General features: G+C 57.7%; 21 protein-coding genes. 13 read left to right on the forward strand and 8 right to left on the reverse strand.

What is annotated here, in order from left to right:
• Positions 1-6 precede the first annotated feature (6 nt).
• Positions 7-1,455: a metalloprotease TldD gene (gene tldD, locus STH12_RS20885; protein ID WP_126169328.1), complete on the forward strand. Its 1,449-nt coding sequence runs from the start codon at positions 7-9 to the stop codon at positions 1,453-1,455.
• Between the two features lie 65 nt (positions 1,456-1,520).
• On the opposite strand, the gene STH12_RS20890 is transcribed toward tldD, so the two are convergent.
• Both STH12_RS20890 and STH12_RS20895 read right to left on the reverse strand, forming a co-directional pair.
• On the reverse strand, positions 1,521-2,222 hold the full coding sequence (locus tag STH12_RS20890; protein ID WP_126169329.1) for an aspartate/glutamate racemase family protein: 702 nt from the start codon (positions 2,220-2,222) through the stop codon (positions 1,521-1,523).
• Positions 2,223-2,265: 43 nt separating this feature from the next.
• Complete coding sequence (locus tag STH12_RS20895) at positions 2,266-3,132, reverse strand: polysaccharide deacetylase family protein (protein ID WP_126169330.1); 867 nt, start codon at positions 3,130-3,132, stop codon at positions 2,266-2,268.
• 203 nt (positions 3,133-3,335) lie between these two features.
• Here STH12_RS20895 and STH12_RS20900 point away from each other — a divergent pair, with 203 nt between their 5' ends.
• From STH12_RS20900 to STH12_RS20920, 5 genes are all read left to right on the forward strand, one after another.
• On the forward strand, positions 3,336-4,745 hold the full coding sequence (locus STH12_RS20900; protein WP_126169331.1) for an alpha/beta hydrolase family protein: 1,410 nt from the start codon (positions 3,336-3,338) through the stop codon (positions 4,743-4,745).
• Positions 4,742-5,857 carry a sensor histidine kinase gene (locus STH12_RS21705; RefSeq protein WP_126169332.1) on the forward strand — a complete coding sequence of 372 codons (1,116 nt, stop codon included), beginning with the start codon at positions 4,742-4,744 and terminating at the stop codon, positions 5,855-5,857. Before STH12_RS20900 ends, STH12_RS21705 begins: the two co-directional genes overlap by 4 nt.
• Positions 5,850-6,560, forward strand: a complete 711-nt coding sequence (locus STH12_RS20910) for a LytR/AlgR family response regulator transcription factor (protein WP_237158682.1) — start codon at positions 5,850-5,852, stop codon at positions 6,558-6,560. The genes STH12_RS21705 and STH12_RS20910 overlap by 8 nt, the downstream gene beginning before the upstream one ends.
• A 101-nt stretch (positions 6,561-6,661) precedes the next feature.
• Entirely contained in the window at positions 6,662-8,068 is a 1,407-nt protein-coding gene (locus STH12_RS20915) for a sensor histidine kinase (RefSeq protein ID WP_126169334.1), read from the forward strand.
• Positions 8,065-8,688, forward strand: coding sequence for a response regulator transcription factor (locus STH12_RS20920; protein ID WP_126169335.1), 624 nt, complete (start codon positions 8,065-8,067; stop codon positions 8,686-8,688). The genes STH12_RS20915 and STH12_RS20920 overlap by 4 nt, the downstream gene beginning before the upstream one ends.
• A gap of 219 nt (positions 8,689-8,907) precedes the next feature.
• Here STH12_RS20920 and STH12_RS20925 read toward each other — a convergent pair whose 3' ends face one another.
• Positions 8,908-10,965, reverse strand: a complete 2,058-nt coding sequence (locus STH12_RS20925) for a TonB-dependent receptor plug domain-containing protein (protein ID WP_237158684.1) — start codon at positions 10,963-10,965, stop codon at positions 8,908-8,910.
• A gap of 307 nt (positions 10,966-11,272) precedes the next feature.
• Between STH12_RS20925 and STH12_RS20930 the strand changes: the two genes are divergently transcribed.
• Both STH12_RS20930 and STH12_RS20935 read left to right on the forward strand, forming a co-directional pair.
• On the forward strand, positions 11,273-12,355 hold the full coding sequence (locus STH12_RS20930) for a methyl-accepting chemotaxis protein (protein ID WP_126169336.1): 1,083 nt from the start codon (positions 11,273-11,275) through the stop codon (positions 12,353-12,355).
• Positions 12,356-12,597: 242 nt separating this feature from the next.
• Positions 12,598-13,368, forward strand: a complete 771-nt coding sequence (locus tag STH12_RS20935; protein ID WP_126169337.1) for an isocitrate lyase/PEP mutase family protein — start codon at positions 12,598-12,600, stop codon at positions 13,366-13,368.
• 157 nt (positions 13,369-13,525) lie between these two features.
• On the opposite strand, the gene STH12_RS20940 is transcribed toward STH12_RS20935, so the two are convergent.
• Positions 13,526-14,032, reverse strand: coding sequence for a cupin domain-containing protein (locus STH12_RS20940; RefSeq protein WP_126169338.1), 507 nt, complete (start codon positions 14,030-14,032; stop codon positions 13,526-13,528).
• Between the two features lie 443 nt (positions 14,033-14,475).
• Between STH12_RS20940 and brnQ the strand changes: the two genes are divergently transcribed.
• Positions 14,476-15,771, forward strand: a complete 1,296-nt coding sequence (brnQ, locus tag STH12_RS20945) for a branched-chain amino acid transport system II carrier protein (protein WP_218567768.1) — start codon at positions 14,476-14,478, stop codon at positions 15,769-15,771.
• A gap of 23 nt (positions 15,772-15,794) precedes the next feature.
• Here brnQ and STH12_RS20950 read toward each other — a convergent pair whose 3' ends face one another.
• Positions 15,795-16,379, reverse strand: a complete 585-nt coding sequence (locus tag STH12_RS20950) for a response regulator transcription factor (RefSeq protein ID WP_126169339.1) — start codon at positions 16,377-16,379, stop codon at positions 15,795-15,797.
• A gap of 298 nt (positions 16,380-16,677) precedes the next feature.
• Here STH12_RS20950 and STH12_RS20955 point away from each other — a divergent pair, with 298 nt between their 5' ends.
• Positions 16,678-18,414 carry a sensor histidine kinase gene (locus tag STH12_RS20955; RefSeq protein ID WP_126169609.1) on the forward strand — a complete coding sequence of 579 codons (1,737 nt, stop codon included), beginning with the start codon at positions 16,678-16,680 and terminating at the stop codon, positions 18,412-18,414.
• Here the strand turns inward: STH12_RS20955 and STH12_RS20960 are convergent.
• Positions 18,411-19,322, reverse strand: coding sequence for a LysR family transcriptional regulator (locus STH12_RS20960; RefSeq protein WP_126169340.1), 912 nt, complete (start codon positions 19,320-19,322; stop codon positions 18,411-18,413). The two genes, STH12_RS20955 and STH12_RS20960, sit on opposite strands and share 4 nt — an antisense overlap.
• 111 nt (positions 19,323-19,433) lie before the next feature.
• Between STH12_RS20960 and STH12_RS20965 the strand changes: the two genes are divergently transcribed.
• Together STH12_RS20965 and STH12_RS20970 are read left to right on the forward strand one after the other, a co-directional pair.
• Positions 19,434-20,522, forward strand: coding sequence for an alkene reductase (locus STH12_RS20965; protein WP_126169341.1), 1,089 nt, complete (start codon positions 19,434-19,436; stop codon positions 20,520-20,522).
• A gap of 38 nt (positions 20,523-20,560) precedes the next feature.
• Positions 20,561-21,568, forward strand: coding sequence for a polysaccharide deacetylase family protein (locus tag STH12_RS20970; RefSeq protein WP_126169342.1), 1,008 nt, complete (start codon positions 20,561-20,563; stop codon positions 21,566-21,568).
• A gap of 85 nt (positions 21,569-21,653) precedes the next feature.
• Here STH12_RS20970 and STH12_RS20975 read toward each other — a convergent pair whose 3' ends face one another.
• Positions 21,654-22,775, reverse strand: a complete 1,122-nt coding sequence (locus tag STH12_RS20975) for a putative sulfate/molybdate transporter (RefSeq protein WP_126169343.1) — start codon at positions 22,773-22,775, stop codon at positions 21,654-21,656.
• 341 nt (positions 22,776-23,116) lie between these two features.
• On the opposite strand from STH12_RS20975, the gene STH12_RS20980 reads away from it, so the two are divergent.
• Positions 23,117-24,622: an EAL domain-containing protein gene (locus STH12_RS20980; protein WP_126169344.1), complete on the forward strand. Its 1,506-nt coding sequence runs from the start codon at positions 23,117-23,119 to the stop codon at positions 24,620-24,622.
• 184 nt (positions 24,623-24,806) lie between these two features.
• On the opposite strand, the gene STH12_RS20985 is transcribed toward STH12_RS20980, so the two are convergent.
• Positions 24,807-26,174, reverse strand: coding sequence for a tetrathionate reductase family octaheme c-type cytochrome (locus STH12_RS20985; RefSeq protein WP_126169610.1), 1,368 nt, complete (start codon positions 26,172-26,174; stop codon positions 24,807-24,809).
• Between the last annotated feature and the right edge of the window lie 68 nt (positions 26,175-26,242).

Below are 26,242 nucleotides of genomic sequence, written 5' to 3' on the forward strand. Positions count from 1 at the left end.
GACCAGATGCCATTTTTAACCCAAGTGGAACACAGCCTGCTCGGCAACCAACTGAGCCTGGATAGCCTCGCGGAATACCTGAAACTCATCCACGCCCACAAGGTGGATTTTTCCGATCTCTATTTTCAGGGCAGCCGCCACGAAACCTGGGTGCTGGAAGATGGCATCATCAAGGAAGGCTCGTTCCATATCGAGCGTGGTGTGGGTGTGCGCGCCATCAGCGGCGAGAAAACCGGCTTCGCCTACGCCGATGAAATCACCCCCGCTGCACTGGAAGCGGCCTCACTGGCCGCCCGTGGCATTGCTCAGGTGGGCAGCGACTATCAGGTGCGAGCCTGGAAACGTCAGGGTGCCAAGACCCTGTACGACAGCGCCGACCCCATAGCTGCCATGGAAGAAGCCACCAAAATCGCCATGTTGCGTCAGGCCGATGCTTATATCCGCAGCCTGGATCCCCGCATCATCCAGGTGGTGGTGAGCCTCTCTGCCGTGCACGAAGAAATTCTGGTGGCCGCCAGCGATGGCACCCTGGCCGCCGACATTCGTCCGCTGGTGCGCTTCAACTGCTCGGTGATCATGGAAGAAAACGGCAAGCGTGAGCGCGGCGGTGCCGGTGGCGGTGGTCGCCATGACTTCGCGCCGCTGTTTGCCAATGACGACAGTGGCTTGCCAATGTGCTTTGGTTTCGCCCGTGAAGCCGTGCGTCAGGCGCAGGTTAACCTGACTGCCGTGGATGCGCCTGCCGGTGAAATGCCTGTAGTACTTGGCCCGGGTTGGCCAGGGGTGCTGCTGCACGAGGCCGTGGGTCATGGTCTTGAGGGTGACTTTAACCGCAAAGGCTCCAGCGCCTTCAGTGGCAAGGTAGGCCAGCAGGTGGCCTCAAGCTTGGTGACTGTGGTGGACGACGGCACCCTGCCGGGCCGCCGTGGTTCACTCACCATCGATGATGAAGGCGTACCGGCCCACAGAACCGTATTGATTGAAAACGGCATTTTGAAAGGCTATATGCAGGATAAGCTCAACGCCCGGCTGATGGGTGTGGCTCCAACCGGCAACGGCCGCCGCGAATCCTATGCCCACCTGCCGATGCCGCGCATGACCAATACCTACATGACTGCGGGTAACGACAACCCAGCCGACATCATCAAGTCGGTGGAAAAGGGTATCTACGCACCCAACTTTGGCGGCGGTCAGGTGGATATCACCTCAGGCAAGTTCGTGTTCTCCGCTTCCGAAGCCTACCTTATCGAGAAGGGTGAGATCACCCAGGCCATCAAGGGCGCAACCCTGATTGGCAACGGCCCCGAGGCCATGAGCCAAATTTCCATGGTGGGTAACGATCTCGAACTCGACAAAGGTGTGGGCGTTTGCGGCAAAGACGGCCAGAGCGTGCCGGTTGGCGTTGGCCAGCCCACCTTAAGGCTGGACCGTTTAACCGTTGGCGGCACTGCGTAATTAAGCTTTAAAGCGGCTCTAAAAAATATAAAAGACGACCCTCGGGTCGTCTTTTTTGTTGTCGATTAACCCGCTGTCTGCAGCGCCATCTCCACCGCGCTTTGGGCGTGGATTTGAGTGGTGTCGTAAAGCTTGATCTGAGTATCTTGCTGACGCACCAAAAGAGCGATTTCGGTGCAGCCTAGGATGATGGCTTGGGCGCCCTGGCTTACCAGTGATTCCATAATGCCAAGATAGGCCTCGCGGGACGCTGGGTTAATCTTGCCAAGGCACAGCTCATCGTAGATTACCCTGTGTACCAGCTCGCGCCCGGCAAGGTCCGGCACCAGTACCTCTATGCCAAATAGCTCTGTCAGACGCGATTTGTAGAAGTCCTGCTCCATGGTAAAGCGGGTGCCAAGCAGACCGACTCTGCTGATGCCGTCTGCTTTCAATTGCTTAGCAGTGGCATCGGCGATGTGCAATATGGGGATCTGGATATTGGCGGCAATTTGTGGCGCCACCTTGTGCATGGTGTTGGTGCAAATCAGCAGAAAATCGGCGCCGGCGGCCTCCACAGCTTTAGCGCCGTCTGTCAGAATGCGGGCTGTTGCGTCCCAGTCGCCCTGATGTTGCAGTCGCTCTATGTCGGCAAAGTCCACCGAATAGAGGGCAATCTTTGCCGAGTGCAGGCCGCCGAGCCGCTGCTTTACTCCTTCATTAATCGCCTTGTAATAGCTCAAGGTGGATTCCCAGCTCATACCGCCGAGCATGCCGATGGTTTTCATCTGATTTCTCCCGGGTTTATTCCTAAGCCCACGCCAATACAGCTTATTGGCGACTGTCCTGGGTAGTGATCTCTGCCGTGGCAGCTTGTTCGCCTGCTTGCAGATGCGCGGCTACTTGCCCCACGGGCGCTAGCCAGTAGCCGTTGGCTGGGTCCTGCAGATATTGAATAAGCTGCTCCAGCGCTTCGGTGCGGGTGGTGAAGGTGCCCTCGCTGCCAATGTCGTGACCTGCCAGGATCAGCCATTTATTGCTTTCCCGCTGGGCCTCCAGCATGGCCTTGATTTCGGCAAAGCTTTTGTTGTCTATGGGCAGGGTGCGCAGCTGAGCAAAGTCGGTGTAGCCCGGCAGGTTGGCGGTTTCATCGTTCCAGGTGCGGCCGGTGCTGAAGCGCTCGGCAATCAGTGGCACATAACTTTTGACCTCTTTTCCACGGCCAACAAAAGTCTGGCCGCAGGGGTAGGCGAAGTGTTTTGGCCTTATGCCAAGTTCTTTTTCAAAGAATGCCTGAGATTGGTCTAAGTCGTTAGCGATGAACGCCAAATCTGCCTGCTCCAGCCCGGCATCCTTGTCCCTGAGCCACTGAAAATTACCAGTGCAGAGGTGGCTTAGGGTGTGGTTGCCAATCTCATGGCCGTTTTTCAGTGCCGCTTGCCATTGTGGCAGCCGCTCTTTGGCAAATACCGGCAGCAGATAAAAGGTGGCTTTGACCTGATAGCGCGCCAGCAGTGGCAGCCCCACATCAGCCTGACTGACCCTGGCATCATCGAAGCTTAAGGACACCGCGTTGCGGGCCTGATTGGGGTAGAGACTCCTGGCCTTGGCATCAATGCGGTCCGGCGCCTCAGCGGCGCTGAGGCTTGATATAAACAGCAGGGCTATTGCTGTCAGGTTTATGGGCAAGCGATTCATTTAAAATCCGTTTTATATCTGTCCATCGATAGGTCTTGGGACTATTGCAGTTTGGCTGGCCGATTGCAAACCGGTGCCTTTATGTGGCCAAAGCTGATGAGTTGCCGCTTAAAGAGAATTTCTGCCGCTCGCATAAGTCTTGCCCATGGGCTGGGGGCGTCCCATTAGCATGGCTTCATCAAAACGATAACAGGAGCACAGCCATGAAATCTTTTACCAGCCACAGCATCAGCAATACACAACGCCCTTCAACCCCGGTACGGAGCAAGCTGCATTGGATGGCTGCCAGCCTGCTGGCCGTCAGTCTTGGCTACCCGGCGTATGCCGACTCTACTGCGACTGAGACCATAAGCGGCAACTGGACCGCCGAGCTTAAGGTCAACGCCAAAACATCGGTTGGGCTGGTACTTAAGCTGAAACAGTCAGATTCAGGCTTTGAGGCGTGCATGGATGTGCCGGCGCAGGGGCAGTTTGATATCTGTTTTCCTGAGGCCAGCCTCACCGGCCAGGCGCTGAAGCTGGGCTTACCGGCTGCGGCTATCAATATCGAGGGCCAGTGGCAGGGGAATGCGATTCACAGCCAGTATCGGCAGGGCGGTTTCAGTGCCCCTGTGACCTTTGAGCGTCAGCAGCAACCGCTGGCGGGCCGTAAGCCCAAGCCACAGGAGCTGTTCAGCGCTGATTACGAGGTGCAGGATGTAACTTTTGCCAGCGAGGCCGGTATCACCCTGGCCGGAACCCTCAGTCTGCCAAAGACGCCAAAGGCGGTCGCTATCTTGCTGTCGGGCTCGGGCCCCAGCACCCGGGATGCCGAAGCCTTTGGTCATAAAATCTTTATGGTGCTTGCCCATCAACTGAGCCGGGAAGACATTGCCGTGCTGCGTTTCGACGACAGGGGCGTAGGTCAGTCCGGTGGCGACTTCGCCAGTGCCACCAGTCTGGATTTTGCCACCGATGCCCTGGCCGCGTTTGAGTTTATCCGCAGCCAGCCTTGGGCAGACAAGCTGCCGGTAGGCTTTGTCGGTCACAGCGAGGGCGGTTTGATAGGCACCCTGGCTGCGGCAAAAGAGCCCAGAGTTAACTTTTTGGTATCGCTGGCTGGGCTTGGCACCAGCGGCGAGCAAATCCTGATTGATCAATCCTTTAGAATTTCTCAGCTGATGGGGATGGACAAAGCGGCGCTCGAAAAAGATGATAGGGCGCAAAAACAAATATTCAGCGCGGTGCGCCGCGGTGTGGCGACTGATGAACTGACCAAGCTGATGGTATCCCTCGGCGATGAGCAGGAGAGTGCCAAAGCCAAGGCAGAGCAGCTTTCCAGCCCCTGGTTCAGGTACTTTGTCAGCGCCGATCCCGCCCCCAGTCTGGCCAAGCTGACCATGCCGGTGCTGGCGTTGAATGGTGAGCTGGATGTGCAGGTACTGGCTGACCCCAACATAAAAGGATTTAAAAACAACGTGAAGCATGAACTGCTGACCACCCGTATCTACCCGGGCCTTAACCACCTGTTTCAGCCTGCTAAATCTGGGCTGCCCAATGAATATGTTACCAGCGAGATTAGCTTCAGTGACGCTGTCAGCCTGGATATCGCCAACTGGGTGAAGGCTCTATGAGCTCCAATCTGAAGCGTTTCTGGCTGTACCAGACGCTTGGCTGGGGAAGCTTTGCCCTGCTCAACCTGAGTGTGCGGGGCTACTTCAGCCACTTCGGTTTGGGGGAGCTGGTCAATTCAATGTCGCTGTTTGCGGCATTGATGGTGTCCACAGGATTACTGCGACTGTATTTTCATCGCTTTATTGAAGATAAGTCGCTGGGCAAGGCGGTGGCCCATGTGCTGTTGGGCGCCTTGCTGGCGGCTCTGTTAACCACCGCCTTAGTGGCGCTGGTGCTGCTGCCTAATCAGGAGCTGGTGTTTGGCAAGGTTATCCCGGAGGCGCCGTCTCAGCTGCTGATGTCCATCCCCAATACCCTGTTTATTATTTTGCTCTGGTCGCTGTTTTATCTGGTGATTAAGCGCCAGCGGCTCCTTAGCCAGCGTGAAAAGGCACAGGAAGCCCTGCAGCAGTCGCTGCAGGCAGCCCAGCTGGATTTATTGCTAAGCCAAATTAATCCGCACTTTATTTTTAATGCAATCAATAACATCAGAGCGCTTATCCTGGAGGATAAAGACAAGGCGCGGCAAATGTTAACTGAGCTGTCGGATGTGATGCGCTATGTAATGTACGCCGACAGCGGCGCCCTTATTCCGTTTCAGCAGGAACTCGGCACAGTTAAGCAGTACCTCAGTATCAATGAGCTGCAATTCGAGTCTCGCCTCAGTTACCAGTTGGACATAGCACCGGATTGTCAGGATGTGCTGTTCCCCAAGATGATGTTGCAGCTGATGGTGGAAAACGCCATTAAACACGGCATAGGCAAGCGGCTGCAGGGCGGCAGAATCGATATCTCGGCGCGCTGTGAAGCGGGCTGCCTGCTGGTGGAAGTCACCAACCCCGGCACCTTGGCGCCAGAGGATGCCCGGGGCGCCGGGATAGGTATTCAAAACATTCGCCAGCGGTTGCAACTGCATTATGGTTATGAGAATGGCCTCGAGAATGGCCATGAGAGTGGCGAACAGGCCCACAGGTTGGCAGGCAAGGCCGCCTTCGATATTCGGGCCGACGGAGAAAACGTGGTGGCGTGTTTGCGCTTGCCGCTGGACAAAAAGGACAGGGAAATTGCTTAAGGCACTGATAGTCGAGGACTCAAGGCTGGCAAGAGTGGAGCTGAAACAGCAGCTTGCAGCCATAGAAGGTATTACCGTGGTGGCCGAAGCCGCCTCGGTGCAGGAGGGCATCAGCGCCTGTGAAGCACATGCACCGGATCTGCTGTTTTTGGATATCGACCTGCCCGATGGCTCCGGTTTTGAGCTACTGGCGAGCCTTGATGAGGCGCCGCGGGTGATTTTTACCACCGCTTTTGAAGAGTTTGCCCTGCAGGCTTTTGAAAAACAGGCGCTGGATTATCTGCTCAAACCCATCAACAGTCAGCGGCTGCAGCAGGCCTGTGAACGGGCAATGCTGGCGATAGAATCGGCCAATCGCAGTGAAAAAATGACCCTCGACAGCCAGTTTTTCGTTAAAGATGGGCGCAATTGTTATCTGGTCAGGCTCGGTGATGTGGAGCGCTTTGAAGCCCAGGGAAACTACACCCAGGTCTATTTTGACGACAACAAGCCGCTCATCTATCGCACCTTGAATAAAATCGAGCCGCGCCTGCCAAGCCAACACTTCTTTCGGGTCAGTCGTCAGCACATAGTGCAGCTGGCGCATATCCGTCATATCGAAGCCTGCAGCAGTGGCGGGTTGGAGCTGACCCTCTCCAGCGGCACCCGCATTGAAGTCTCCCGCCGCCAAACCAGTCTGCTGCGGGATCTGATGAGCCTGTAAGCACGGCTTTTTAACCTGCTTTTGTGCCGGGTCAGTGTTCTGCACCGGGGATAAGGGTAAAATAGCAGCAACCTATTGCTACCCGGCCATTTTTGCCTCCTATGCCTCAGAGTTTTTCCCATTCGCCACTGGCGGCCAATCAGCTTATTACCCTGCGGGCGCTGGGGTTGCTGCTGCAATTGGTACTCACCTTCTTTGGCGCCGATGCCTTTGGGCTGTCGCTGAAAACTGAGCCACTGCAGTACGTGTTTGCCATCGAGCTTGCGTATCTTGGCGTTACCCTGTGGCTCAGGCACGGCATAGTGCGCCACAGCGGCGGGCTTTTTATCAGCCTGCTTATCGATACCCTGCTGTGGATCTCCTGGCTGTATTTCAGCGGCGGCGCCACCAACGCCTTTATCTCGTTGCTGCTGTTGCCGATTGCCATTGCCGCCGTCACCTTGCCTTCCTGGGCGCCCTGGACATTGGCGGCGCTGACCACGGCCGCCTACAGCCTGATGCTGTTTGCCGCGCCGGACAGCAGCGACATGGCGGGCAGCATGCACAGTGCCCATGCCCATATGGGACATGAGATGACCGATGCCGGCGGCATGAACTCTCACTTTATAGGCATGTGGCTTAACTTTGTGTTGAGCGCCCTGGTGCTGACCACCAGCGTGGCGCTGATTTCACGGCGCCTGCGGGCAGCCGATGCCAGGCTTGCAGCGCTTCGGGAGTCCCAGCTTCGTCAGGAGCAGCTGCTGGCACTGGGCACAGCGTCGGCGCAGATGAGTCATCAACTGGCGACACCGCTTGCCACCTTGCGGCTACTGGTTGACGAGGCCATGGAGGAGGCTGCCGATGACATTGGGAATGGCGCTGGAAATAACGCGGCAGCAGGCGCGGCAGTAGGCGTAGCTGAGCTGCCTGCCGAGATGGATCTCGCGCTCAGGCGCTGTGAGTCCACCTTAAGCGAGCTTCGCGCCGCCACCGAGGCTATTCGCGAGCGGCATCAGGCGGTGGTGTCGGTAGAGGCGCTGTGTAGTAGCCTGGCGGACAGGGTGCTGCTGCTGATGCCCGATGTCAGCATAGAGATTGAGCTCGATAAATCAGTGCAGGCCCGGCGGCTTTGCAGCGACATGAGCCTGCTGCCTTCGTTGCTGGCGCTGGTGGACAACGGCGCTCGCGCCTCCCGCCAGCAAACCGGTGAAGCGAGGGTGTGGCTGTCGGCGACCACCGTGGACAACAATCGCTTGCGCCTGACCATACGCGATGAAGGCAAGGGCATTGATGCGGCGCAGCTGCAAGCGCTGGGCGCACGGCCAGTGGCGAGCGAGCAGGGGCTTGGCATGGCGCTGATGCTGACCCACGTAAGCCTCGAGCGCCTCGGCGGCGAGCTTGTGCTTTCGAATATGTCGCCCGATGCAACAGGCGGTATTTCTTCCAGGGGCGCTGCAACGGGTTCAGCCAGCGGCTGTATCGCCAGCGTGTATCTGCCACTGCTCTGTGCCGAGGAGGCTGGGTTATGAGCCAGAGCGCTCAATCTTCCCAATTCACGCAATCCAAACTGAAGTCCCCACTCAGACTCATGGTGGTGGAGGATGACCTCGCCTATGGCGCGGCTCTGTGCAGGCGCTTAAGTCGCCACGGTTTTGAGTGCCGCCACGTGAGTGAACCCACAGAGGCGCTTTTGTGCGCCCGCAGCTGGCAGCCAAGCCATGTGCTCTTGGATATGAAGCTTGAACAGACCAGCGGCCTTAAGCTGATAACGCCGCTTCGGGCCAGTTTGCCCGCTGCCAATATAGTGCTGCTGACCGGCTTTGCCAGTATCGCCACTGCGGTGGAGGCGGTAAAACTCGGCGCCGACAACTACCTTGCCAAGCCGGTAGACAGCCAGACCTTACTCGCCACCCTGTTGCCGGAGGCGAAACGCCGCGGCGGTGCAGAGGAGGCAAATTCGCCGTTAGCCCAGCATGAACAAACAGCGGACGTGGATGAGAGCCTCGATGCGCCCATGAGCCCAAGGCGGCTTGAGTGGGAACATATTCAGCAGGTGCTCGCCGCCAACGAGGGCAATGTGTCGGCCACGGCGCGCCAGCTCGGTATGCACAGGCGTACCCTGCAGCGCAAATTGGCCAAAAAGCCCTGACGACTGTTGACTACCGCTAAATGTTGGATAAAAAAATCCCCCGCAGAGGCGGGGGTTGGTTCAAGCGAGTGGAAGTCTTTTCAGAGTGGCAGTCTTTGCACCGTTGCCGTCATTTAAGCGTTGCAGTCGTGCATTTGCCATTCTGATGTGAACCCAATGCCAGGCGGCGCATAGACGCAAGCGCTTATGCGTGCCCGGACGCGACATTTAAATCCGCTGTTAAAAACGATAATCCGCCATCACCCAGGCATTCAAACCGGGTTGGGGCATACGTTCGCCCATGGCGATATCGCCACCGGCCACCCGGTTGTAACCGGCAAGGTGGTCGGCATATTCAATATCAAACAGGTTGTCGACCCCGGCCTTGATCGCGAAGGCACCTGACTCCCAGCCCGCGGCCACATCCACGGTGGCATAACCGCTGGAGTTCAGCTCTTGCTGCACTTCTGACACCTTGTCCTGGGCGGCAACCGCGCGGCCCTGCAATCTGGCAAACCAGTCGCCACGGCGATACTCAAGTCCCATGGCGATTGAAGGCGGCGCAATGCGATACAGGTCGTCTTTTACATCGCGGCGCTCGCCACGCACGTAAAGGGCGTTTACATCAAGGCTCAGCACCTCGGTGAGTTGCCAGTCGGCGGTCACGTCCATGCCGTACAGCAGGGCGTCGGTGTTACTGAATACCAGGGTATTGGCATCACCGGCGGCGATAATGGCGGCATCATCGGTTGGCAGACCCTGAATGTAGTTATCGATGCGATTGATAAACAGTCTCGGGCTCAGCGCCAGATTGCCCTGGTTCAGTTCCAGCCCCAGTTCCAGCTGCCAGGCGGTTTCCAGTTCCAAATCCATATCGCCCACATAGGTGCGGCCATCGGCAAGGCCGCCGGTGGACTGCATCGGCACCCACAAATAGCGCTGCTGATAACTGGCGCTGGCCTGCTTGTGCGCCAGGCCAACAATCAGACTCAGTTCGTCATTGATGGGTTTGCGGCCATTGGCAACCAAGTCAAACCCTGTGTCGCTTTGGCTGCGATCGGCGCTGTTGTAGCGGTGCATCAACTCCGCAATGGCGGGCTTCATGGCGGCCATGGAGTGGCTCACTTCATCGGCATCGAAACGGTAGTGTTTTACCCGGGCGCCCAGCTGCCATTGCCAGTCGGCAACGGCGGTTTGCCACTGGGCAAACAGGCTGTAGCTGGCATCCTCAACCCCGGCAAAACTGTCTACCCGGAACATGGGCTTGCCGGGCTCGGTGATCACAGAGTCGTGGGTTGCCTGTCTGAAGTCGGCACCAAACAGCCAATCCCCGCTGCCAAGGGTCAACTTGCCCTGCCAGCTCTGGGCATCGGCGCTATTGTAGCGCGGCGCCATCGTGGGCATCTTCATCCGCAGGCTGTAGTTATCCATGCCGTGGCGGGCATCGTTATAGCCAAGCTCCCAGTCCAGCTGCCAGTCGGCGGCAAGCATGGAGCGGCCTTCGAGCTTGAATCTGTCGGTGCGGATATAGTCGATGTCCATCGGCAGTGCCGGGGTGGCGGAGTTGAGCGTTTCCAGATGCGATACGCCAAGGCCGATAAAGCTGTCGCCGCGGTAGTAACGGTACTTGGCGCCGGCCAGGGTTTTATCGTAGACGCCGGGCAGGATCTCGCGGCCCGCGCCGGTTTCGGGGGCATCATCGCCCTGCAGGGTTTCGCCGTACAGCAGCAGCGCATGATTATCGCCACCAAGGTTGGTTTTGGCGCCGAGGCGATATTGCTCGCCATTTGTCTGATATTGGCCCGAGATACGGCCCGAAACTTCGCCTGCCATTGCCTGGCTTTCACTGGTGCGCACGCTACCGCCCAGGGTGTCTGTGCCCCGGCTTACAGGCGAGATGCCGCGGTCGACTTCAAGGCTTTGGGTAAGGATGCCACCCGCGTAAGACAGCGGCGTGTCCATGGCGTTGGGGCCCGCTCCTGCCGGAGTTTGGCCGTCAATGGATACATGCACCCGATCGCCATACAGGCCACGGTATTGGGCTATGCCTGTCAGGGGGCCGTTGCGGTTGATATCAGCGCCGGGCAGGCTTCGCAGCACTTCGCTGATGTCGACGTGGGGAGCGCTGTGGCTGCTGGCCTGCACCACCGAGGTTTCACGCAGTGAGCGCACTTCAATTACTTCATCCATCACCTGATTGGCACTGGCGGCAGAGGAGGTCAGCAGTGCAGGAAACAGCGCCAGCGGTGAGACAAAAGGCATAAGGGCCAGGAAAACAGGGGAGAGTTTGGTCTGCATCTTCTTGTTGTGTATTGGAAAAGATGGCCTATTTTTGTGAACCCGGCATGGATGCACAAACCCAAAGCGGCAAACTGCGACACTGTGTCGCACCCCCTGTGTCGCACCCCGGTGCAAACCACAGCCTCTGAACTCTTGTGTCTGATCCCTTGCCAGCCCCGGCACTGACGGGCTTTTGGGTGATATTGAGCACAATTGCTGAACTACTACCAAAGATATATGGCATGGCGTCTTGAAAGCTGGGCTTGTTCTCCAATACTTAATGTGTGCCTAATAGGCTGAGCAACAGCGACATTTTGGAGAAACTATGTGGTTTTGGCAGCAACTGAAACAGGACAACGCGGCGCTTAAGCAGCAATTGGCTGAGGCAAAAGAGCGGCATGCACAGGAGATTGCCGTGCTTAAGCAACAGCTGGCCGAACAAAAAGCCGGTGCAGAGGCCTGCGTGCAGCAGCTCGACAGTTTTGCACAGGTGATGGCCTGTCAGAATCAGGGCGGCGAGATGCTCCATGCGGTGCGTGACGCCATGGCCGCCAACGCCGAAGAGATGCTCAGGGAGAAAGACGCGCTGGTGGAAGTGGATGCGCTCTTTACCCAAACCCGTCAGGCGGTGGAAAGCCTGGGCGCCCGTGCTGAGGCCATTAACGAGGAGGCCGGGCGCAGCCGCGCTGCTGTCGAGCAGCTCGACAGCACCACCTCGGCCATAAGTCAGTTTGTGTCGGCCATTCAGGCCATTTCAGAGCAAACCAACCTGCTGGCGCTTAATGCCGCCATTGAAGCTGCCCGCGCCGGTGAGGCGGGGCGTGGTTTTGCCGTGGTGGCGGATGAAGTGCGTCAGCTTGCCAGCAAGGCCCACACAGCCAGCAACCAAATTGAGATGCTGGTGAGGCAAATCGTGGCCCAGGCCGGTGATATCAAGGGCATTATCGACGCCAACCAGAGCAGTGCCGTGGATGTGGCTACCTCCTCCGGTCAGATCTCGTCGGTGGTGAGCAATGTTCTGAGTAAGAGCCAGCAGATGCAGCAGGTGATTGAGCATGGCGCGCTGACGGCCTTCCTCAACACCACCAAACTTGACCATGCGGTGTGGAAATCGGGCGTGTATAGGATGCTGGAGCAACCCGGCACCATTCAGAGCGTGACTGACCATACCCAGTGCCGGCTGGGTAAGTGGTACAGCCAGGGGCAGGGCGCAGAGCTCTATTCTGGCTACAGCGGCTATCGTGAACTGGATGCGCCGCATCGCAAGGTACATGAGCAAGGACAGGCTGCGCTCAATGCCTGCAAGAAGGGCGATCTGAATGCCATGGCGAGGCATCTGGACGAAATGGAGAGTGCCAGCATGCAGGTAGTGCATTGCCTCGACCGCCTGATGAGCCAGCGCCGCTAACCGAGTTTCGTAACATTGAGGAAAGGGCGGGTTCGCCCGCGCCTTTCCGCTGGCTTCTCTGGTTTCATTTTTACCGGTTTCAGTTTTCCCGGCTTAAGCCTCCCTGGCTTCAGCTTTCGCGCTCAGCTCTTTCTTTCTTCAGTGTGCATCTCTTTTCGGTTCGCTTCCGTTTTCCGCCAGTGCGGCCTTGGCCTTTGATGAATGATGGCCTGTATTCAACAGGGGCAATCAAGGAGCCAACGATGAACTTTTTCGACTTATCTGCAGCCAGGCAGCCATTGCTGCTCGGTAATGTGTGGGATGCCGCCAGCGCGCAACTGGCCCAGAAGCTGGGATATCGCGCCATTGGCACCTCCAGTGCGGCGATGGCGGCAAGCCTTGGCTATGAGGACGGCGAAGGGATGAGCTTTGATGAACTGCTGTTTTTGGTCAAAAGGATCCGTGCCAGTAGCAGCTTGCCACTGACGGTGGACATCGAAGCGGGCTATGGCAACAGTCCGGCAGAGATTGCCAATAACATTGTGCAGTTGCTGGAGCTGGGTGTCAGTGGCATCAATATCGAAGACAGTCGGGTGATGGCTGGGGTGCGGCAACTGCTGAGCGCGGCGCAGTTTGCCGCTGGGCTGAGTGCGCTGTGTGTTGCCCTTGGTGACCATAGAAAATCGCTGTTTATCAATGTGCGCACCGACACTTATCTGCTGCAGTGCACGGATGCCAAAACCGACACTCTGAGCCGGGCGGCGCTGTATCAATCAGCCGGAGCGGATGGTCTGTTCGTGCCTTGCCTGACCGAGCCTGCGGATATTGCGGCAATAGTGGCCGGAACCGCGCTGCCGCTGAATCTGATGTGTATGCCGGAACTGCCGGATTTTGCCCGGCTGGCGCAACTTGGGGTAAAGCGTATCAGCATGGGTAATGCGGCCTATCAATACCAGCTGCAGGCCCTCGGCGATGTACTGGTCGGAGTAAAGACGCAGGACTCGTTCGCTGCCTTGTACAGCCGCCGTAGTTAGGTGTTTACGTGCTTAGGTGGTTAGGTGCTTACGTGCTTTTGCCTGGCGCTAATATTGAACGCTTTTGATTGAGAGCAGATCTTCTGTGCTGCCAGCATTAAAGTATTGATACTAAGCTAATTTGCTTTCCAGCGCTCAACGGGTGAGCGCTAGCGCATCACGGCTCGTCGCTGCCAAGTTCACCCTCCCAATAATCCACCGCATCCTGCTTGCGGCTCATGTGGCGCAGGGTGCGCGTGCCCTGAGGGCCTGCCATGGCGAGAATTTTATTTGAATCCGGGTATTCACACACATCCACCTCATCCTGAGTCGACAGGCACAGGTACCTAAGGTCAATGTCACCGCTGTTGATAAGCTGGTGGGCGACCTCCGGGCCGCCGGGCGGGCAGGCGATGATGTCCATCGGCCCAACCGGGTAGCTGTGCTCACCAAATCTGAGGGTGCCCGAGCCTGCCAGAATAAGAAACATCTCTTCATTGGCTCTGTGGTTATGAAACGGGCATACCCGCTTGCCGGGCGGCACTATCGAGACGCTGTAACCGAGGCGTTTCGCACCTATCAGATTGCTGACGGCAAAGCTGGTTTCGCCATATTGGCCAAGTTCACTTTGCTCGCCCATGTCGGGCTGGAGGCAAAGCTCGTTCAGATTGAGAAAAGGTTTCATGGGCTGCTCGCAGAGGTGAACACAGGCTTTATTGTTACACGACTGCTAAATATGGCAATGTTCCACCCTGATTAAAATACGAGCAAAGATCAAAATGGATACAATTGATTATCTTTGGTTTAACATGTTGATTATATTGCACAAAGTGTGCGCCGATCCCTTGTTTTTGTCACAGGAAACTGCTGTAATTTGCACCGCCCAACCGGGCATAGCGTAAAACCACACAGGTGCATCATGCAAAAGCATACCCAGCAAAAAGCCCAACATCACTCAGCCAAACCCGCTCCGGCCGGTGCTGCGCGCGTGACCGGCCTATTGCTCCTGCTCTCCCTGTTCTCTACTCAGGGCTGACGGGAAACTTCTGCCAGCCTTCACTGAGGCTGGCAGCGAGTGTTTTCTCTTCTTTCCAGCCTCTTCCGGTTCCCCGAGTTGAGGTAATCACATTGAAATTCCGCGATATCGCCGCCCTTGGCTTCTTAACCTTTGCCATGTATCTGGGCGCAGGCAATCTTATTTTTCCGCCCTTTTTGGGGTATCAGGCCGGTGATGCCTTTTGGCCAGCCATGGCCGGGTTTCTGCTGACCGGTGTCGGTCTGCCGGCGTTTGCGCTGGTGATGGTGGCGCTGTGCCGCGGCTCTGAAAATCTGACTGCGCATCTGCCCAACTGGTTTGCCAAAAGCTTCTGGGTGCTGCTGTTTATCGTCATAGGACCGGCCTTTGTGATCCCAAGGGCGATTACCGTCGCCTACGAGTTTACCTTGGCGCCAGCTGGAGATGATGCCTTGCTGCTGCCTTTTACTCTGGGCTTTTGTCTGTTGTCGGCCTGGTTTTGTTTCCACCCTGGACGGCTGATAGACAGGGTTGGCAAGCTGCTGACCCCCATGCTGCTTATCCTGCTTGGGGTGCTGGCCGCGTTGGCTCTGGGGCAAACCCCTGAGATAGGCGTGGCAACCGGCGCCTATGCCACCCGCCCCTTTGCTGAAGGCCTGACCCAGGGTTACATGACCATGGATGCCTTGGGCTCCATTGGCTTTGGCTGGGTGATTTTTGCTGCCATCCGTGGATTTGGGGTCAACTGCCCCAAACTCACCAGCCGTTATACCCTGCTGGCGGCGCTGATGTATGGCTTTGCCATGGCCTTGGTATATCTGGCGCTGGCCTGGCTTGGCCGCGGCGCCGTGGGGGAGTTTGCCAATGGCGGCGCTATTCTCACCAGCTTTACCTCGGCGCATCTGGGAACGGCGGGCAGCCTGATACTGGCGCTGGTGATGTTGCTGGCCTGCCTGACCACTGTGATTGGGGTAACCAGCGCCGGCAGTGAGTTTTATGAGAAGAGCTTCCGTCAGGTTCGCTATCGTCAGGCGGTCGGTGTGAGTCTGCTGGTGTCGGCGCTGGTGGCCAATTTGGGGCTGGATACCCTGCTCACCATCACCCTGCCTGTGGTGGTGGCGCTGCATCCTTTGGCGATTGCCTTGCTGCTTATCGCGCCGCTGCGCCGCCGTTTAAGTCGGCTGGCTCAGGGGCTGGTGCTGGCCACGGCCAGCGGCTTTGGCTTGATTGATGCGGGCCATATTCTGGGGCTGTTTGGTGATAAGGCGCTTAAGCTGCTTGCCCATCTGCCGCTGTTTGACAGCTTTGCCAGTTGGTTGTTGCCCACGCTGGCGATGCTCGGCCTGTCAGTTCTGATAGCCCGGCTCAGGGCCAACAGACAAAAAACCAAGGCTGTCGCTGCTGCCTGATACGGCCGCTGATAACGACAGTATTACCCCGGCTGGCTGCAGGCGAAACGGCCCAGTTCGGCCAGGGTATGCACGCCGAGCTTTTTCATGCAGCTGGCACGGTGCACTTCAATGGTGCGCTCGGCCAAAAACAGGGTCTCGGAAATCTGCTTGTTGGTCAGCCCGTCGGTCAGCAGTTTCAGTACCTGGGCTTCGCGCTGACTCAGGGCAGCCAGCTTTTGTTTCAGTGCCATGGTGTCGAAGCGATGCTGGCTTTGCAGGGTCGCCTTATCGATGGCATCGCACAAAGGCGCGGCCTGCACCGGTTTTTGGAAGAAGTCACAGGCGCCTTCACGAAAGGCGCACAGCGCCATGGGCAGATCGCCGTGGCCGGTTAAAAAGATGATCCCCAGCGGACTCTGCTGGCGGTTCAGTTCCCGCTGCAGCGCTTCGCCGCACAGCCCCGGCATCCGGCTATCCAGAATAAGGCAGCCGGGTTGGCTCACATCCACCGCCGCCAAAAAAGCCTCGGCACTGGCAAAGCTGGTCACCTGGCGGCCGAACTGTCCCAGCATAAAGCTCAGTGAATCGCGGATTGCCTCGTCATCATCAACCAGATAGAGCGCCATGGTCGCATCCCCCTCTTTTCGTCCAGCCTAAAAAAGCCTGGCCCGCCCGGCAAGCCGGATGTGCGGTAGTTGGCGCTGGATCACTGCCGGACAGGTGATTTTGCGTCTGGCTTCACGTTGGTGTTGGCACTGTCACGGCACAATAACCAAAAGCTTTGGAAGAAGGCAGGCAAGGGTGGGGGCGTACTGGGTCAGCGGGTTTGAACGTGTCGGGGCACGGTCGGCTGTGTATCTGCCGCTGCTGTGGCTGCTGGCGTTTTTGCTGTGGCCGCTCAAGCTTGGTGCCACCGACGCGGAAATGGGCGATGAGCCCATTGAAGCCGTGTTTCGGGTTGGGGTGCTGGCAAATCATGGGGTGGCCGAGGCCAAACAGCGCTGGCAGGGGATGATGCAGTATTTGTCTGACAGGGTGCCCGGCAATCGCTTCGAAGTGGTGCCGGTGGATTTTGATGATATGCGCGAGTCGCTGCTGGATTTACGGATCCAGTTTATTGTCACCAATCCCGGCCAGTATCTGAGCCTGTCGAACGAGATGCCGCTGTCCTGGCTTGCCACCATGCGCAGCCGTAAGCATAACGGCGCCACCTATGCCATTGGCTCTACCATCATAGTGCGAAGCGACAGTCCGGTGCAGAACATTGAGCAGCTTAAGGGGGCACGCATCGTGGCGTCGGATCCGCAGGCGCTCGGGGGCTATCAGGCCACCATCGGGCTGCTGAACCGTCGCGGACTGGATGCCGCCAATTTCTTCGCCGATGTACGCTTTTTGGGGTTTCCGCTGGAGCCGCTGGTGTATCAGGTACGTGATGGCATGGTCGATGGCGCCATCACTCCCTTTTGCACCCTGGAAGAAATGGTCGATTCGGGCCTAATCCGGCGGGAAGACTTCAGAATCATCAATGCCGTACGCCCGGAGGGCTATGACTGTGAAATCAGCACCAGTCTTTATCCCAACTGGTCTTTTGCCGCCTCAGACAAGGTGCCTGCCCGCATCACCCAGGCGGTGACCAAGGCGCTGTTCGAGTTGCCGCCGGGGTCGGAGGCGGCGATTTCGGCCAGAACCCTGGGCTGGACTGCCCCCATCAGCCAGCTCACGGTGATAAAACTCTATGAAGAACTGCAGCTGCACGGCACGGGCGCCGAGCCGCTGAAGCTGGCGCTGGGCTGGCTCAAGGCCAACCGCGAATATGCCATCGGTGCCGTTCTGTTGCTGCTTGGCGGCATGCTGTATCACCTCTGGCTTGAGTATCGGTTTCGGCAAAAGAGTGACAGCCTGCTGGCCGCCGAGCGTTCGCTGCGGGACAAGGAGCTGATGCTGGAGCGGATGCAAAGCGCCGCCGTGCTTGGGGAGATTGGCGCCGGTCTGGCCCATGAACTGAATCAGCCCATTGCGGCCATCACCCAATACAGCGAAGGCGGTTTGCAGGGGCTGAAGTTTCGGGCGCTCGAATCGAGTCAGGACTATGAACTACTTGGGAAAATTCACGCCCAGTCCCTCAGGGCGGGTGCCGTGGTGCATCGTATTCGCAGTTTGTTGAAACGCCAGCGCGGCGAGAGCGAACTCCTGCAGTTCCCGCTGCTGATTGGCGATACCCTGAGCCTGCTTGAGCGCGAGCTTGGCAATCTGAATGTGGTGCTGCACCGGGAGGTGATTGGCACTCAGCGGCCGGTGCTTGGCGACTCTGTGGCCCTGAGTCAGCTGCTGGTCAATCTGGTGAAAAATGCCCTCGATGCGCTGTCAGAGGTGTCGCGGCCGCGACACATTCTGCTCAGACTCAGCTTCGAGCTCAAAGGTGTTTGCCTTGAGGTGGCCGACAACGGTACCGGGTTGCTGCTCGAAGCAACTGAAGTGCTGACCAGTTTTACCAGCACCAAGCGGGATGGTTTGGGGCTGGGGCTGGCGATTTGCCGCGATGTGGTCGCGCGCCACGGCGGCAAGCTCAGCATCCGCAATATTGGCGCCGATGATGGGCTTCCCTGGCAGCAGGGCTGCATGGTCAGGGTGTGTTTGCCCAATGCCCGGGAGCTCAGTTAAATCAGCGGAAAGGCCCGCTCGAATGCCTGAATGCGTTCGGCGAGAAAGTCGCTAACCCGCCGCAGTTTCATGCTGGGGTAATCGGTTTGCAGGTATACCAGCTGCAGCGGCACGCTGTCGGTCTGGGCTCGGGGGAACAGGTTTACCAACCGCCCGGCGTGTACGTCTTTGGCCACATCAAGCCAGCTTTTAAAGGCTATCCCTTTGCCTGCCAACGCCCAGTCGCGGATCACCGCACCATCGTTGGCCACATAGCGCCCGCTGACTTCCACCTGCAGCCGCGCCTCTTTGTCGCGAAACTCCCAGCGCTGCCAAGGCTCGCCGCCACGGTTAAGAATCAGCACCTGATGTTGGCTGAGTTCCTGCGGCGATTTCGGCCGCCCTTGCGCAGCAAGATAGGTGGGGGAGGCCACGGCAACCCGGTGCACATGGGTCAGGTGCCTGCGCATCAGACTGGAATCGCCCAGCTGACCGTAGCGCAGCCCCAGGTGCAGATTCTGGCCGATAAGATCAGTGAGTTGATCGCCGAAAAAATACTGCAGCCGCAGTGACGGCGCCGTGTCCATCAGCTCATCCAGCCAGGGGCGGATAAGGCTACGCCCCAGATCCGATGGCAGCGCCAGCCGCACTTCCCCCTTCAATTCGCCCCGGCTTTCCGCCAGCGCCGTACCCGCTTCCTCCAGCACGCCCAGCGCCTTACGGGCAGCATCGATAAACAGCTGGCCTTCTTCGGTTGGTTGCAGCCTGCGGGTGGAGCGGGCAAAGAGCTGGCAGCCCAGTTTCTTTTCCAACCGTTGCAGCGCCGCACTGGCGGCCGCAGGTGTCAGTCCAAGCTCACGTCCGGCCGCCGACAGGCTTTGCAGCTGGGCGACCCTCAGGGCTAATTGCAGATCGTTGAGATGATACATTTCAAATTTAATTTGAAAATAATTTAAATAATTGGCCAATTATCAATCAGGATTTTATTGCAGACAATAGCGACAGTTCAAAAGTTGTCCACAATGGCAAGGAGAATCGCTATGTCGTTATTTGATGAATTCAATTTAAAGGGGCTGACGCTGTCCAACTGTATTGTGATGGCGCCCATGACCCGCTCACGTACCAGTCAGCCCGGCAATCTGCCCAATGCCCTGATGGCAACCTATTATGCCCAGCGCGCATCGGCAGGGCTGATAGTGACCGAGGCGACCCAAATATCCCCAGACAGCCAGGGCTATTCCTTTACCCCCGGCGTGCATACCGAGTCGCAAATCGGTGGCTGGCGCGGAGTGACCCATGCAGTGCATCAGGCGGGCGGCCGCATCTTCAACCAGCTGTGGCACGTGGGCCGGGTGTCGCACCCGCTGTTCCAAAATGGTTTGGCCCCGATAGCGCCGTCGGCCATTGCTCCCACCGGCACTCAGGTTTGGATTGCCAACGACAATGGCGAAGGCGAAATGGTGGACTGCCCCACGCCCCGTGCCATGACAGGTGAGGATATCCAACGGGTGGTCAACGACTTTGCCACTGCAGCGGCCAATGCCATCAAGGCTGGATTTGATGGGGTGGAAGTGCACGGTGGCAACGGCTATCTAATCGATCAGTTTCTGCGAACCAATTCCAACAAACGTACCGACGACTACGGCGGCTCGCCGGTAAAGCGGATCCGCTTCTTGCTGGAAGTGGTGGACGCCATCGCCGCCAAAATCGGCGCCCACAGGGTGGGGGTGCGGCTGGCACCCTACGTCACTTTTAAAGACATGGCCTGCCCCGAGATTGTCGACACCATTTTACTGGCGGCGTCGATGCTCGAGCACCGGGGCATTGCCTACATCCATTTATCCGAGGCGGATTGGGACGATGCGCCCACCATTCCCGATGGCTTTCGGGTGGCGCTGCGACAGGCGTTTTCCGGCTGCATCATAGTGGCTGGCCGTTACGACAAGACCCGCGCCGAATGGGTGCTGGCCAAGGGCTATGCCGATCTGGTCGCCTTCGGCAGGCCCTTTATCTCAAATCCGGATTTACCCGAGAGACTCAGGCACGACTGGCCCTTGGCGCCACTGGGGAAGGGGCCGCTGTTTGGTGGCGGCGTTGAAGGTTATATCGACTATCCCGCCCACGGCTAAGCGGCCGAGTGCAGTTATTGGATGAATTTGGAGGAAGTATGAATTCACGCAGACGATTTTTAATGGGCTCAGGGGCCATGGCGATGGCGCTTGGGATAAGTCAGGGCAGCGCGGCGGCTATTGGCGCCGCCAGTGGCCTGCCAACCATCGACAGCAACGCGCCGGGCGGTGCGGGCGAGCCCCAGCGCAGCGAGCCAACCATATTTTGGCCGGGTGGTGAGCGGCTGGTTATTTCTATTTCGATGCAGTTTGAAGCCGGTGCTCAGGGCGCCACCGCCGAGGGACCGTTTCCGCCAATGGAGCCGGGCTTTGTGGATACCATCACCCCCAGCTGGTATGCCTACGGCATGAATGAAGGCATTCCCAGACTGCTTGAACTGTGGCGCCGCCACGGCATTAAGGTCACGTCACACATGGTGGGCAAGGCCGCCGAGTTGGCGCCGGCACTGGCCAGACAGGTAGCCGATGAGGGCCATGAGATTTCGGGCCACGGCCAGAGCTGGACGCCTCAATATCGCATGAGCGAGGCCGAAGAGCGCGCCTCCTATGTTCAGAGCATGGCCAACTTGGAGCGCATTACCGGCCAGCGACCTGTGGGCTTCAATGCCTTTTGGATGCGTCATACACAGCGCACCCTGTCCATTCTGCGCGAGCTTGGCTTTATCTACCATATTGACGATCTGAGCCGCGATGAGCCTTCGATTATCCCTGTGGATGGGAAGCCATTTGCCGTGGTGCCTTATACGATGAGAAACAATGATATAGGTCGTTTTGGTGCCAATACCGCCATGACGGCGAGCGGCTTTTTACAGGAGCTTAAGGACGAGTTTGATTGTCTGTACCGTGAAGGCGGCAGTCGCAGGCGCATGATGTCTATCAGTGTCCACGACCGTATCGGCGGCACTCCGGCCTTGGTGACGGCGCTGGATGCCTTTATTCAGTATGCCCGCAGCCACGGCGGTGTGGGCTTTATGCGAAAAGACGAGATTGCCCGCTGGGCATTGGCTCAGCCGGACACGCCCCATAATCCGCCGCGGCAGTTTTAATCGCGCCAGCCTGAGTTGCCAGTGCAAAAAAGCCTTGCCCGCGCTGCTGCCAGACGGCATTGGCGCGGGCGTGCAATTGTTGCTGTCAGCCCGGTTGGCTCTGGCTTTGCCACTGACGGCGGCCAAATTCCAGCAGCATGCCGACGGTAAGGCCCGCCGCAGCGTTCACACTCAGGCTGACGATGGCGGTGGCGCCAATCACAAACAGGCAATAGGGCTTGCCATCGAGGAAGCGCTTGGACCAGGCGAGTTGCAGTCCGGCGGTGGAGAGCAGACTACCGAGAATCGCCATGGGGATGAGCCCCAGCAGCCAGGCTATGTTCTGATCCCAACCGATGGCAATGCCAAGGCAGGTAACGCCAAAAATCAGCCCGGCCCACTTCTCGCGTGCGCCAAAATGATATTGCACCGCCAGGCCGCCGGCACCGTGGCACATGGCGGCGCCGCCCAGAGGACTAAGCAGCAGATTGGCAAGCCCGGAGCTGGTGGCCAGTGCCTTGGGGCTGAAACGGGCTGCATCTTCAGGGAACTTGTCTTTTGCCATTACCGAGGTGGCAATCACCGCATTGGTGAGGGTCAGCGCCAGCTGCGGCAGAACCAGCAAGGTAGCAGCGGCGCTCCAGTCGGCGGCATCGGGCCAACCCAGATGCCAGGGCGTATTGTTAAAGCTGTGCCCAAGCTCGGCGCCGCTCTGGTATTGCCACAGCATGCCAAGGGCTATCACCAGCGGCATGGCAAGGTACTTCAGCGGGAAGAAGCGGGCGGCAAAAATCAGTGCAAAGGCGCCAAAGCCGAGCACGGGGGCCCCGGCCATCATCTTCAGCCCCATCCACAGCAGTTGCAGGCTAATGGCGAGCTGAATGCCCACGCTGATTGCCTGAGAGATTTGCCGCGACAGCCAGCTGATGGCACCGGAAGCCGCGAGCAGCAGCAGGATAATACCCATCAACATGGCGCTGGCCTGCATCATGCCGGGGGTGAGCTGCTGGGCAATCACCAGTGCGGCTATGACTTTCATCGGCTGCACCGGAATTGGGCGGCGGTAATAGAGGGCTGTGGCGCAGGCAAACAGCCCAAAGCCAAGGAAAATCCCCTGAGGTGAAAATTGGTTGAGGGCAATAAGCCCAAGCACCAGCGGCAGAAAGGTGCCCAAATCGGCAAAGGCGCCGGAAAATTCGGCGAGCCTGTTTGGGGCAGCAGTGGGCATTGTGGTTGCCTGTTTGATAATTAGTCTTTTGACTCAGCAAGTTAGGTGCCAGCTTTATGGTCGGTAATTGTCCGTAAAAGTCATGGATTTAGCCGGTTTGGCAGAGGTGGGTGGGACAAAATTTCCGTCTATGTCTTTAGATATAGGCATTTTGCCCCTGCCGGTGGGTTGGCGCTGCGGCATTTGAGCTCAGGGGCGCGAAATAAGGCTGCGCTGAATGTGTCAGTGTTGCCTCGTCAAAACGACTGATAGGAATGGCTGAGATTGGTACCGAGCCGTTGTTAACCGCATCGCATTCATGAATAATCACGCCATACACTGGTGGATTATCGGGTTGTACCATGGATTGGAAACGTGCCTTTTTACTGTTTGTGTTGATGTTCCTGAGCGGTCTGATGCTGACCCGAGGGCTGGACTACTACTTTGCCACCCAGGCGATTAAACGGGACGCCGAATTGCTCGACAGCAAGTTCAGGCTTTACTTTACTGAGTCCGAAGCTGTGATGGAGCGCTTGCCTGAGTGGGATCTCAGCACCCAGTGTTCTTCCGAGAAACAAAAACAGCTGCGTCAGGAAGTCTTTAACGCCAGTTTTCTGCGCTGGATGGGCGTATTTAAAGATGGTCAGCAGCTGTGTTCCAGCGGCGAAATCGACCGCAATATCACCACCTACATGATGCACAGGGTGAGCGACAAATACAGTATCACAGTGGTGCAGCTGGATATTGATGGTCGCGTCGGCTACGAAGTGGGGCTGGTGCGCCACATGCAGGGCTATAACTATATCGGCAGTTTTTCCCGCCTCGAACCCAAGCACTTTCTGCCTTTAAGCTGCGAAAACTGCCTTACCTATCGCATCAGTTTTCAGGCCGAGCCCCTGCTGGAATTCGGCTTCACCGGCTTTAACGGCCACCCTGTGGTCAGCAATAAAACCCTTATCGAAACCCCTTACTACAAAGCCACTTACGAGCTGGCGGGCAATCAGGATTTTCTGGAGCAGTATTACCGGGTCAGCAACCTGATTGGCTTCCTGGTCGGGCTGGTGTTCGGCCTGCTGTCGGTGCTGTTTTACTGGATGTGGCTTAAAAACCGCAGCTCGCTGGATTATCAAATTCGCCAGGCGGTAAAAAGCGGCGAGTTTGTGCCTTTCTATCAGCCGATTGTGGACTCGCAAACCGGCGAGCTGGTGGGCGCTGAGGTGCTGATGCGCTGGCAGCGAAACGATGGCACCCTGGTGCCGCCGAACCAGTTTATTCCCTTTGCCGAGGCCTCGGGGCTGGTATTGCCTATGACCCGGGTGATGCTGGACCGGGTGGTGGCCGATGTGGCGAGTTTTGGCAGGCAAAAGCCGCCGCTGTTTTTCAGTATTAACATTGTGCCTGCCCACCTCTATGACGAGGCCTTGCTGAAAGAACTTGAGGCCATAGTGGCGTCCGGCAAGCTTGGCGTGCACAGGTTATCGCTGGAAATTACCGAGCGTTTGCCGCTGACCGATATCGACACTGCCAAGTCGCTGCTGGAGCGGATTTATGGGCTGGGGATCGACCTTAAGCTGGACGATGCCGGTACCGGCTACGGCTGCTTTACCTATGTGCAAAACCTCGGTGTCAGCACCCTTAAAATCGACAAGATGTTCATCGATACCATAGGTCAGGAGCACAATTTCAACGGCAAGACCCTGGATGCGATTATCTCATTCGCCAAAGAATCTGAGCTGAAGATGATTGCTGAAGGGGTAGAGAATGACGTGCAGCTTGAGTATCTGCGCTCGCAGGGCGTGAGCTTAATTCAGGGATATGTGTATTCCAAGCCGCTGGATGCCAAAGCCTTTTTTAACTGGAAGTGTTAACAGAAGTTAAAAAGACCGGCAGCCTGAAACGCTTTGGCTGCCGGCTCAGGCGGGAGCGAGTGCCTGGAGTATGCAGGAAATATCAAGTCGTGGAGCCCAGCGTGGAAGGCCAAAATTGAGCCGTCCGCGCTGGTGGAGATGCCCGCCGTGCGGGCGATGATCGTGTGTTGGTATCCTTCTGGTATCAATTGCCTGAGTTGTGTCTTGGGCCGTGCTTGTTTTTCATCGGATCGCCGTCATAACCCAGGGCTTTCCAGTCGAGGCGAACGCCGCCGTTGTGGCAGGCATTACACTTGAGCGCTTCTTCCTTTGGCGACACCATGTGGTTGATACGCCACCACATTTCAGTTGGCGCAAAGCCATATTCACCGCTGTAGGCTATGCCCTTGGCCTTGAGTGTGGGGTTGGCTTCCATCCCGAGTTTTGCCGCCTTGTCCCAATCAAAATCAGACCAGTAGCCACCTTTGCCGTAGGTTTTGGCGGTGACAAGAATATTGTGTTTCTTGTCATAGATTTGCTTACCCGTGTGCACCTTGAACGGATAGATTTTGGCGCCCGCGTCCTGAATATCACCCAGAGGGTAAGAGAGACGGGTTACTTCATTGGCCTTGATGGGGTCGCCCGCCATGTAGGCACCGGCCTTGCCGTTGTACCAGGCGTAGGATGGCTTAACCATCTTGCCCCAGGTGAAGCTGCCTTTCTTCTTCTGGAAGGTCTTGCGGCCGAACTCGTCCAGGGTTTCCTCCCTGTCCTGACCCGCGGTGGACCAGTCCCAACTCATTTTGGTCGCTTCGTTGCGGGCGAAGAAGGGAATGTGACAGGTCTGACAGGCGACAGTGGCCGTATGCTGGTTGATTTTCTTGTTTTTGTGCGGCGCCGCTTCGTGGCAGTTTTCACAGCCAATGTGGTCGATGCCGCCGGGAGACACGCCCATGGCATTGCCGCTGATGGCATGGGACTCGGTCTGGTGACAGTCCTGACACTGGAAGTCGTTGCCGTCTGAGTCCATGTGCACATCGGTGGTTTTGTCCGGGTAGGCCATGGAAGAGTCGAGATCGCCGTGCTTCACCGCATCACCGCCACCACCGTAGAAGTGGCAACTGCCGCAGTTGTCGCGCACCGGCTTGCCGACGTTTTTGGCCACCTTTTCCAAATCCACCTTGGCCAGTGGCTCGCCCCCACCTGCGGGATCTTTGACGTAGGTGCCTGTGGTGTCGTGACACACCAGGCAGTCCACTTTGGCTGCATCGGAGAAATCAAAGCTGCTGTCCTTCCAGCCGTAACCCGCGTGGCAACTGGTGCAGCGTGGCTCGTTACCGGCAATCGAAGTACAGAAGTTATTGATGGCGTTCTTCTTGCCGCGCTCCACTGTGCGGCCGGGCAGCTCCTGGGTCAGGCTCCAGCTCCAGTGGGAGGTTTTCATAAAGTCGTGGGCTTCATCTTCGTGGCACGCCAGACACTGCTGGGTGACTTCTGTGCCCGACGCGAAGGGGCCTTCGATGGCTTCTTTGTGGGGATTGTCGGCCGCTGCCATGCCGCTGCCCAGCAGCATCAGACCGGACAGGGGGGCGAGGGCCCATTGGGAGAAAACAGTTCTCATGGTCAAACTCCTGCCCCGGC

It is taken from the genome of Shewanella khirikhana, from assembly GCF_003957745.1.
Classification (GTDB): domain Bacteria; phylum Pseudomonadota; class Gammaproteobacteria; order Enterobacterales; family Shewanellaceae; genus Shewanella; species Shewanella khirikhana.

Excerpts from the sequence above, each read along its gene's own strand:
- tldD (WP_126169328.1), top strand. The coding sequence starts at position 7 with ATGCCATTTTTAACCCAAGTGGAACACAGCCTGCTCGGCAACCAACTG.
- STH12_RS20890 (WP_126169329.1), bottom strand. The coding sequence starts at position 2,222 with ATGAAAACCATCGGCATGCTCGGCGGTATGAGCTGGGAATCCACCTTG.
- STH12_RS20895 (WP_126169330.1), bottom strand. The coding sequence starts at position 3,132 with ATGAATCGCTTGCCCATAAACCTGACAGCAATAGCCCTGCTGTTTATA.
- STH12_RS20900 (WP_126169331.1), top strand. The coding sequence starts at position 3,336 with ATGAAATCTTTTACCAGCCACAGCATCAGCAATACACAACGCCCTTCA.
- STH12_RS21705 (WP_126169332.1), top strand. The coding sequence starts at position 4,742 with ATGAGCTCCAATCTGAAGCGTTTCTGGCTGTACCAGACGCTTGGCTGG.
- STH12_RS20915 (WP_126169334.1), top strand. The coding sequence starts at position 6,662 with ATGCCTCAGAGTTTTTCCCATTCGCCACTGGCGGCCAATCAGCTTATT.
- STH12_RS20920 (WP_126169335.1), top strand. The coding sequence starts at position 8,065 with ATGAGCCAGAGCGCTCAATCTTCCCAATTCACGCAATCCAAACTGAAG.
- STH12_RS20925 (WP_237158684.1), bottom strand. The coding sequence starts at position 10,965 with ATGCAGACCAAACTCTCCCCTGTTTTCCTGGCCCTTATGCCTTTTGTC.
- STH12_RS20930 (WP_126169336.1), top strand. The coding sequence starts at position 11,273 with ATGTGGTTTTGGCAGCAACTGAAACAGGACAACGCGGCGCTTAAGCAG.
- STH12_RS20935 (WP_126169337.1), top strand. The coding sequence starts at position 12,598 with ATGAACTTTTTCGACTTATCTGCAGCCAGGCAGCCATTGCTGCTCGGT.
- STH12_RS20940 (WP_126169338.1), bottom strand. The coding sequence starts at position 14,032 with ATGAAACCTTTTCTCAATCTGAACGAGCTTTGCCTCCAGCCCGACATG.
- STH12_RS20950 (WP_126169339.1), bottom strand. The coding sequence starts at position 16,379 with ATGGCGCTCTATCTGGTTGATGATGACGAGGCAATCCGCGATTCACTG.
- STH12_RS20955 (WP_126169609.1), top strand. The coding sequence starts at position 16,678 with ATGGGCGATGAGCCCATTGAAGCCGTGTTTCGGGTTGGGGTGCTGGCA.
- STH12_RS20960 (WP_126169340.1), bottom strand. The coding sequence starts at position 19,322 with ATGTATCATCTCAACGATCTGCAATTAGCCCTGAGGGTCGCCCAGCTG.
- STH12_RS20965 (WP_126169341.1), top strand. The coding sequence starts at position 19,434 with ATGTCGTTATTTGATGAATTCAATTTAAAGGGGCTGACGCTGTCCAAC.
- STH12_RS20970 (WP_126169342.1), top strand. The coding sequence starts at position 20,561 with ATGAATTCACGCAGACGATTTTTAATGGGCTCAGGGGCCATGGCGATG.
- STH12_RS20975 (WP_126169343.1), bottom strand. The coding sequence starts at position 22,775 with ATGCCCACTGCTGCCCCAAACAGGCTCGCCGAATTTTCCGGCGCCTTT.
- STH12_RS20980 (WP_126169344.1), top strand. The coding sequence starts at position 23,117 with ATGGATTGGAAACGTGCCTTTTTACTGTTTGTGTTGATGTTCCTGAGC.
- STH12_RS20985 (WP_126169610.1), bottom strand. The coding sequence starts at position 26,174 with ATGCTGCTGGGCAGCGGCATGGCAGCGGCCGACAATCCCCACAAAGAA.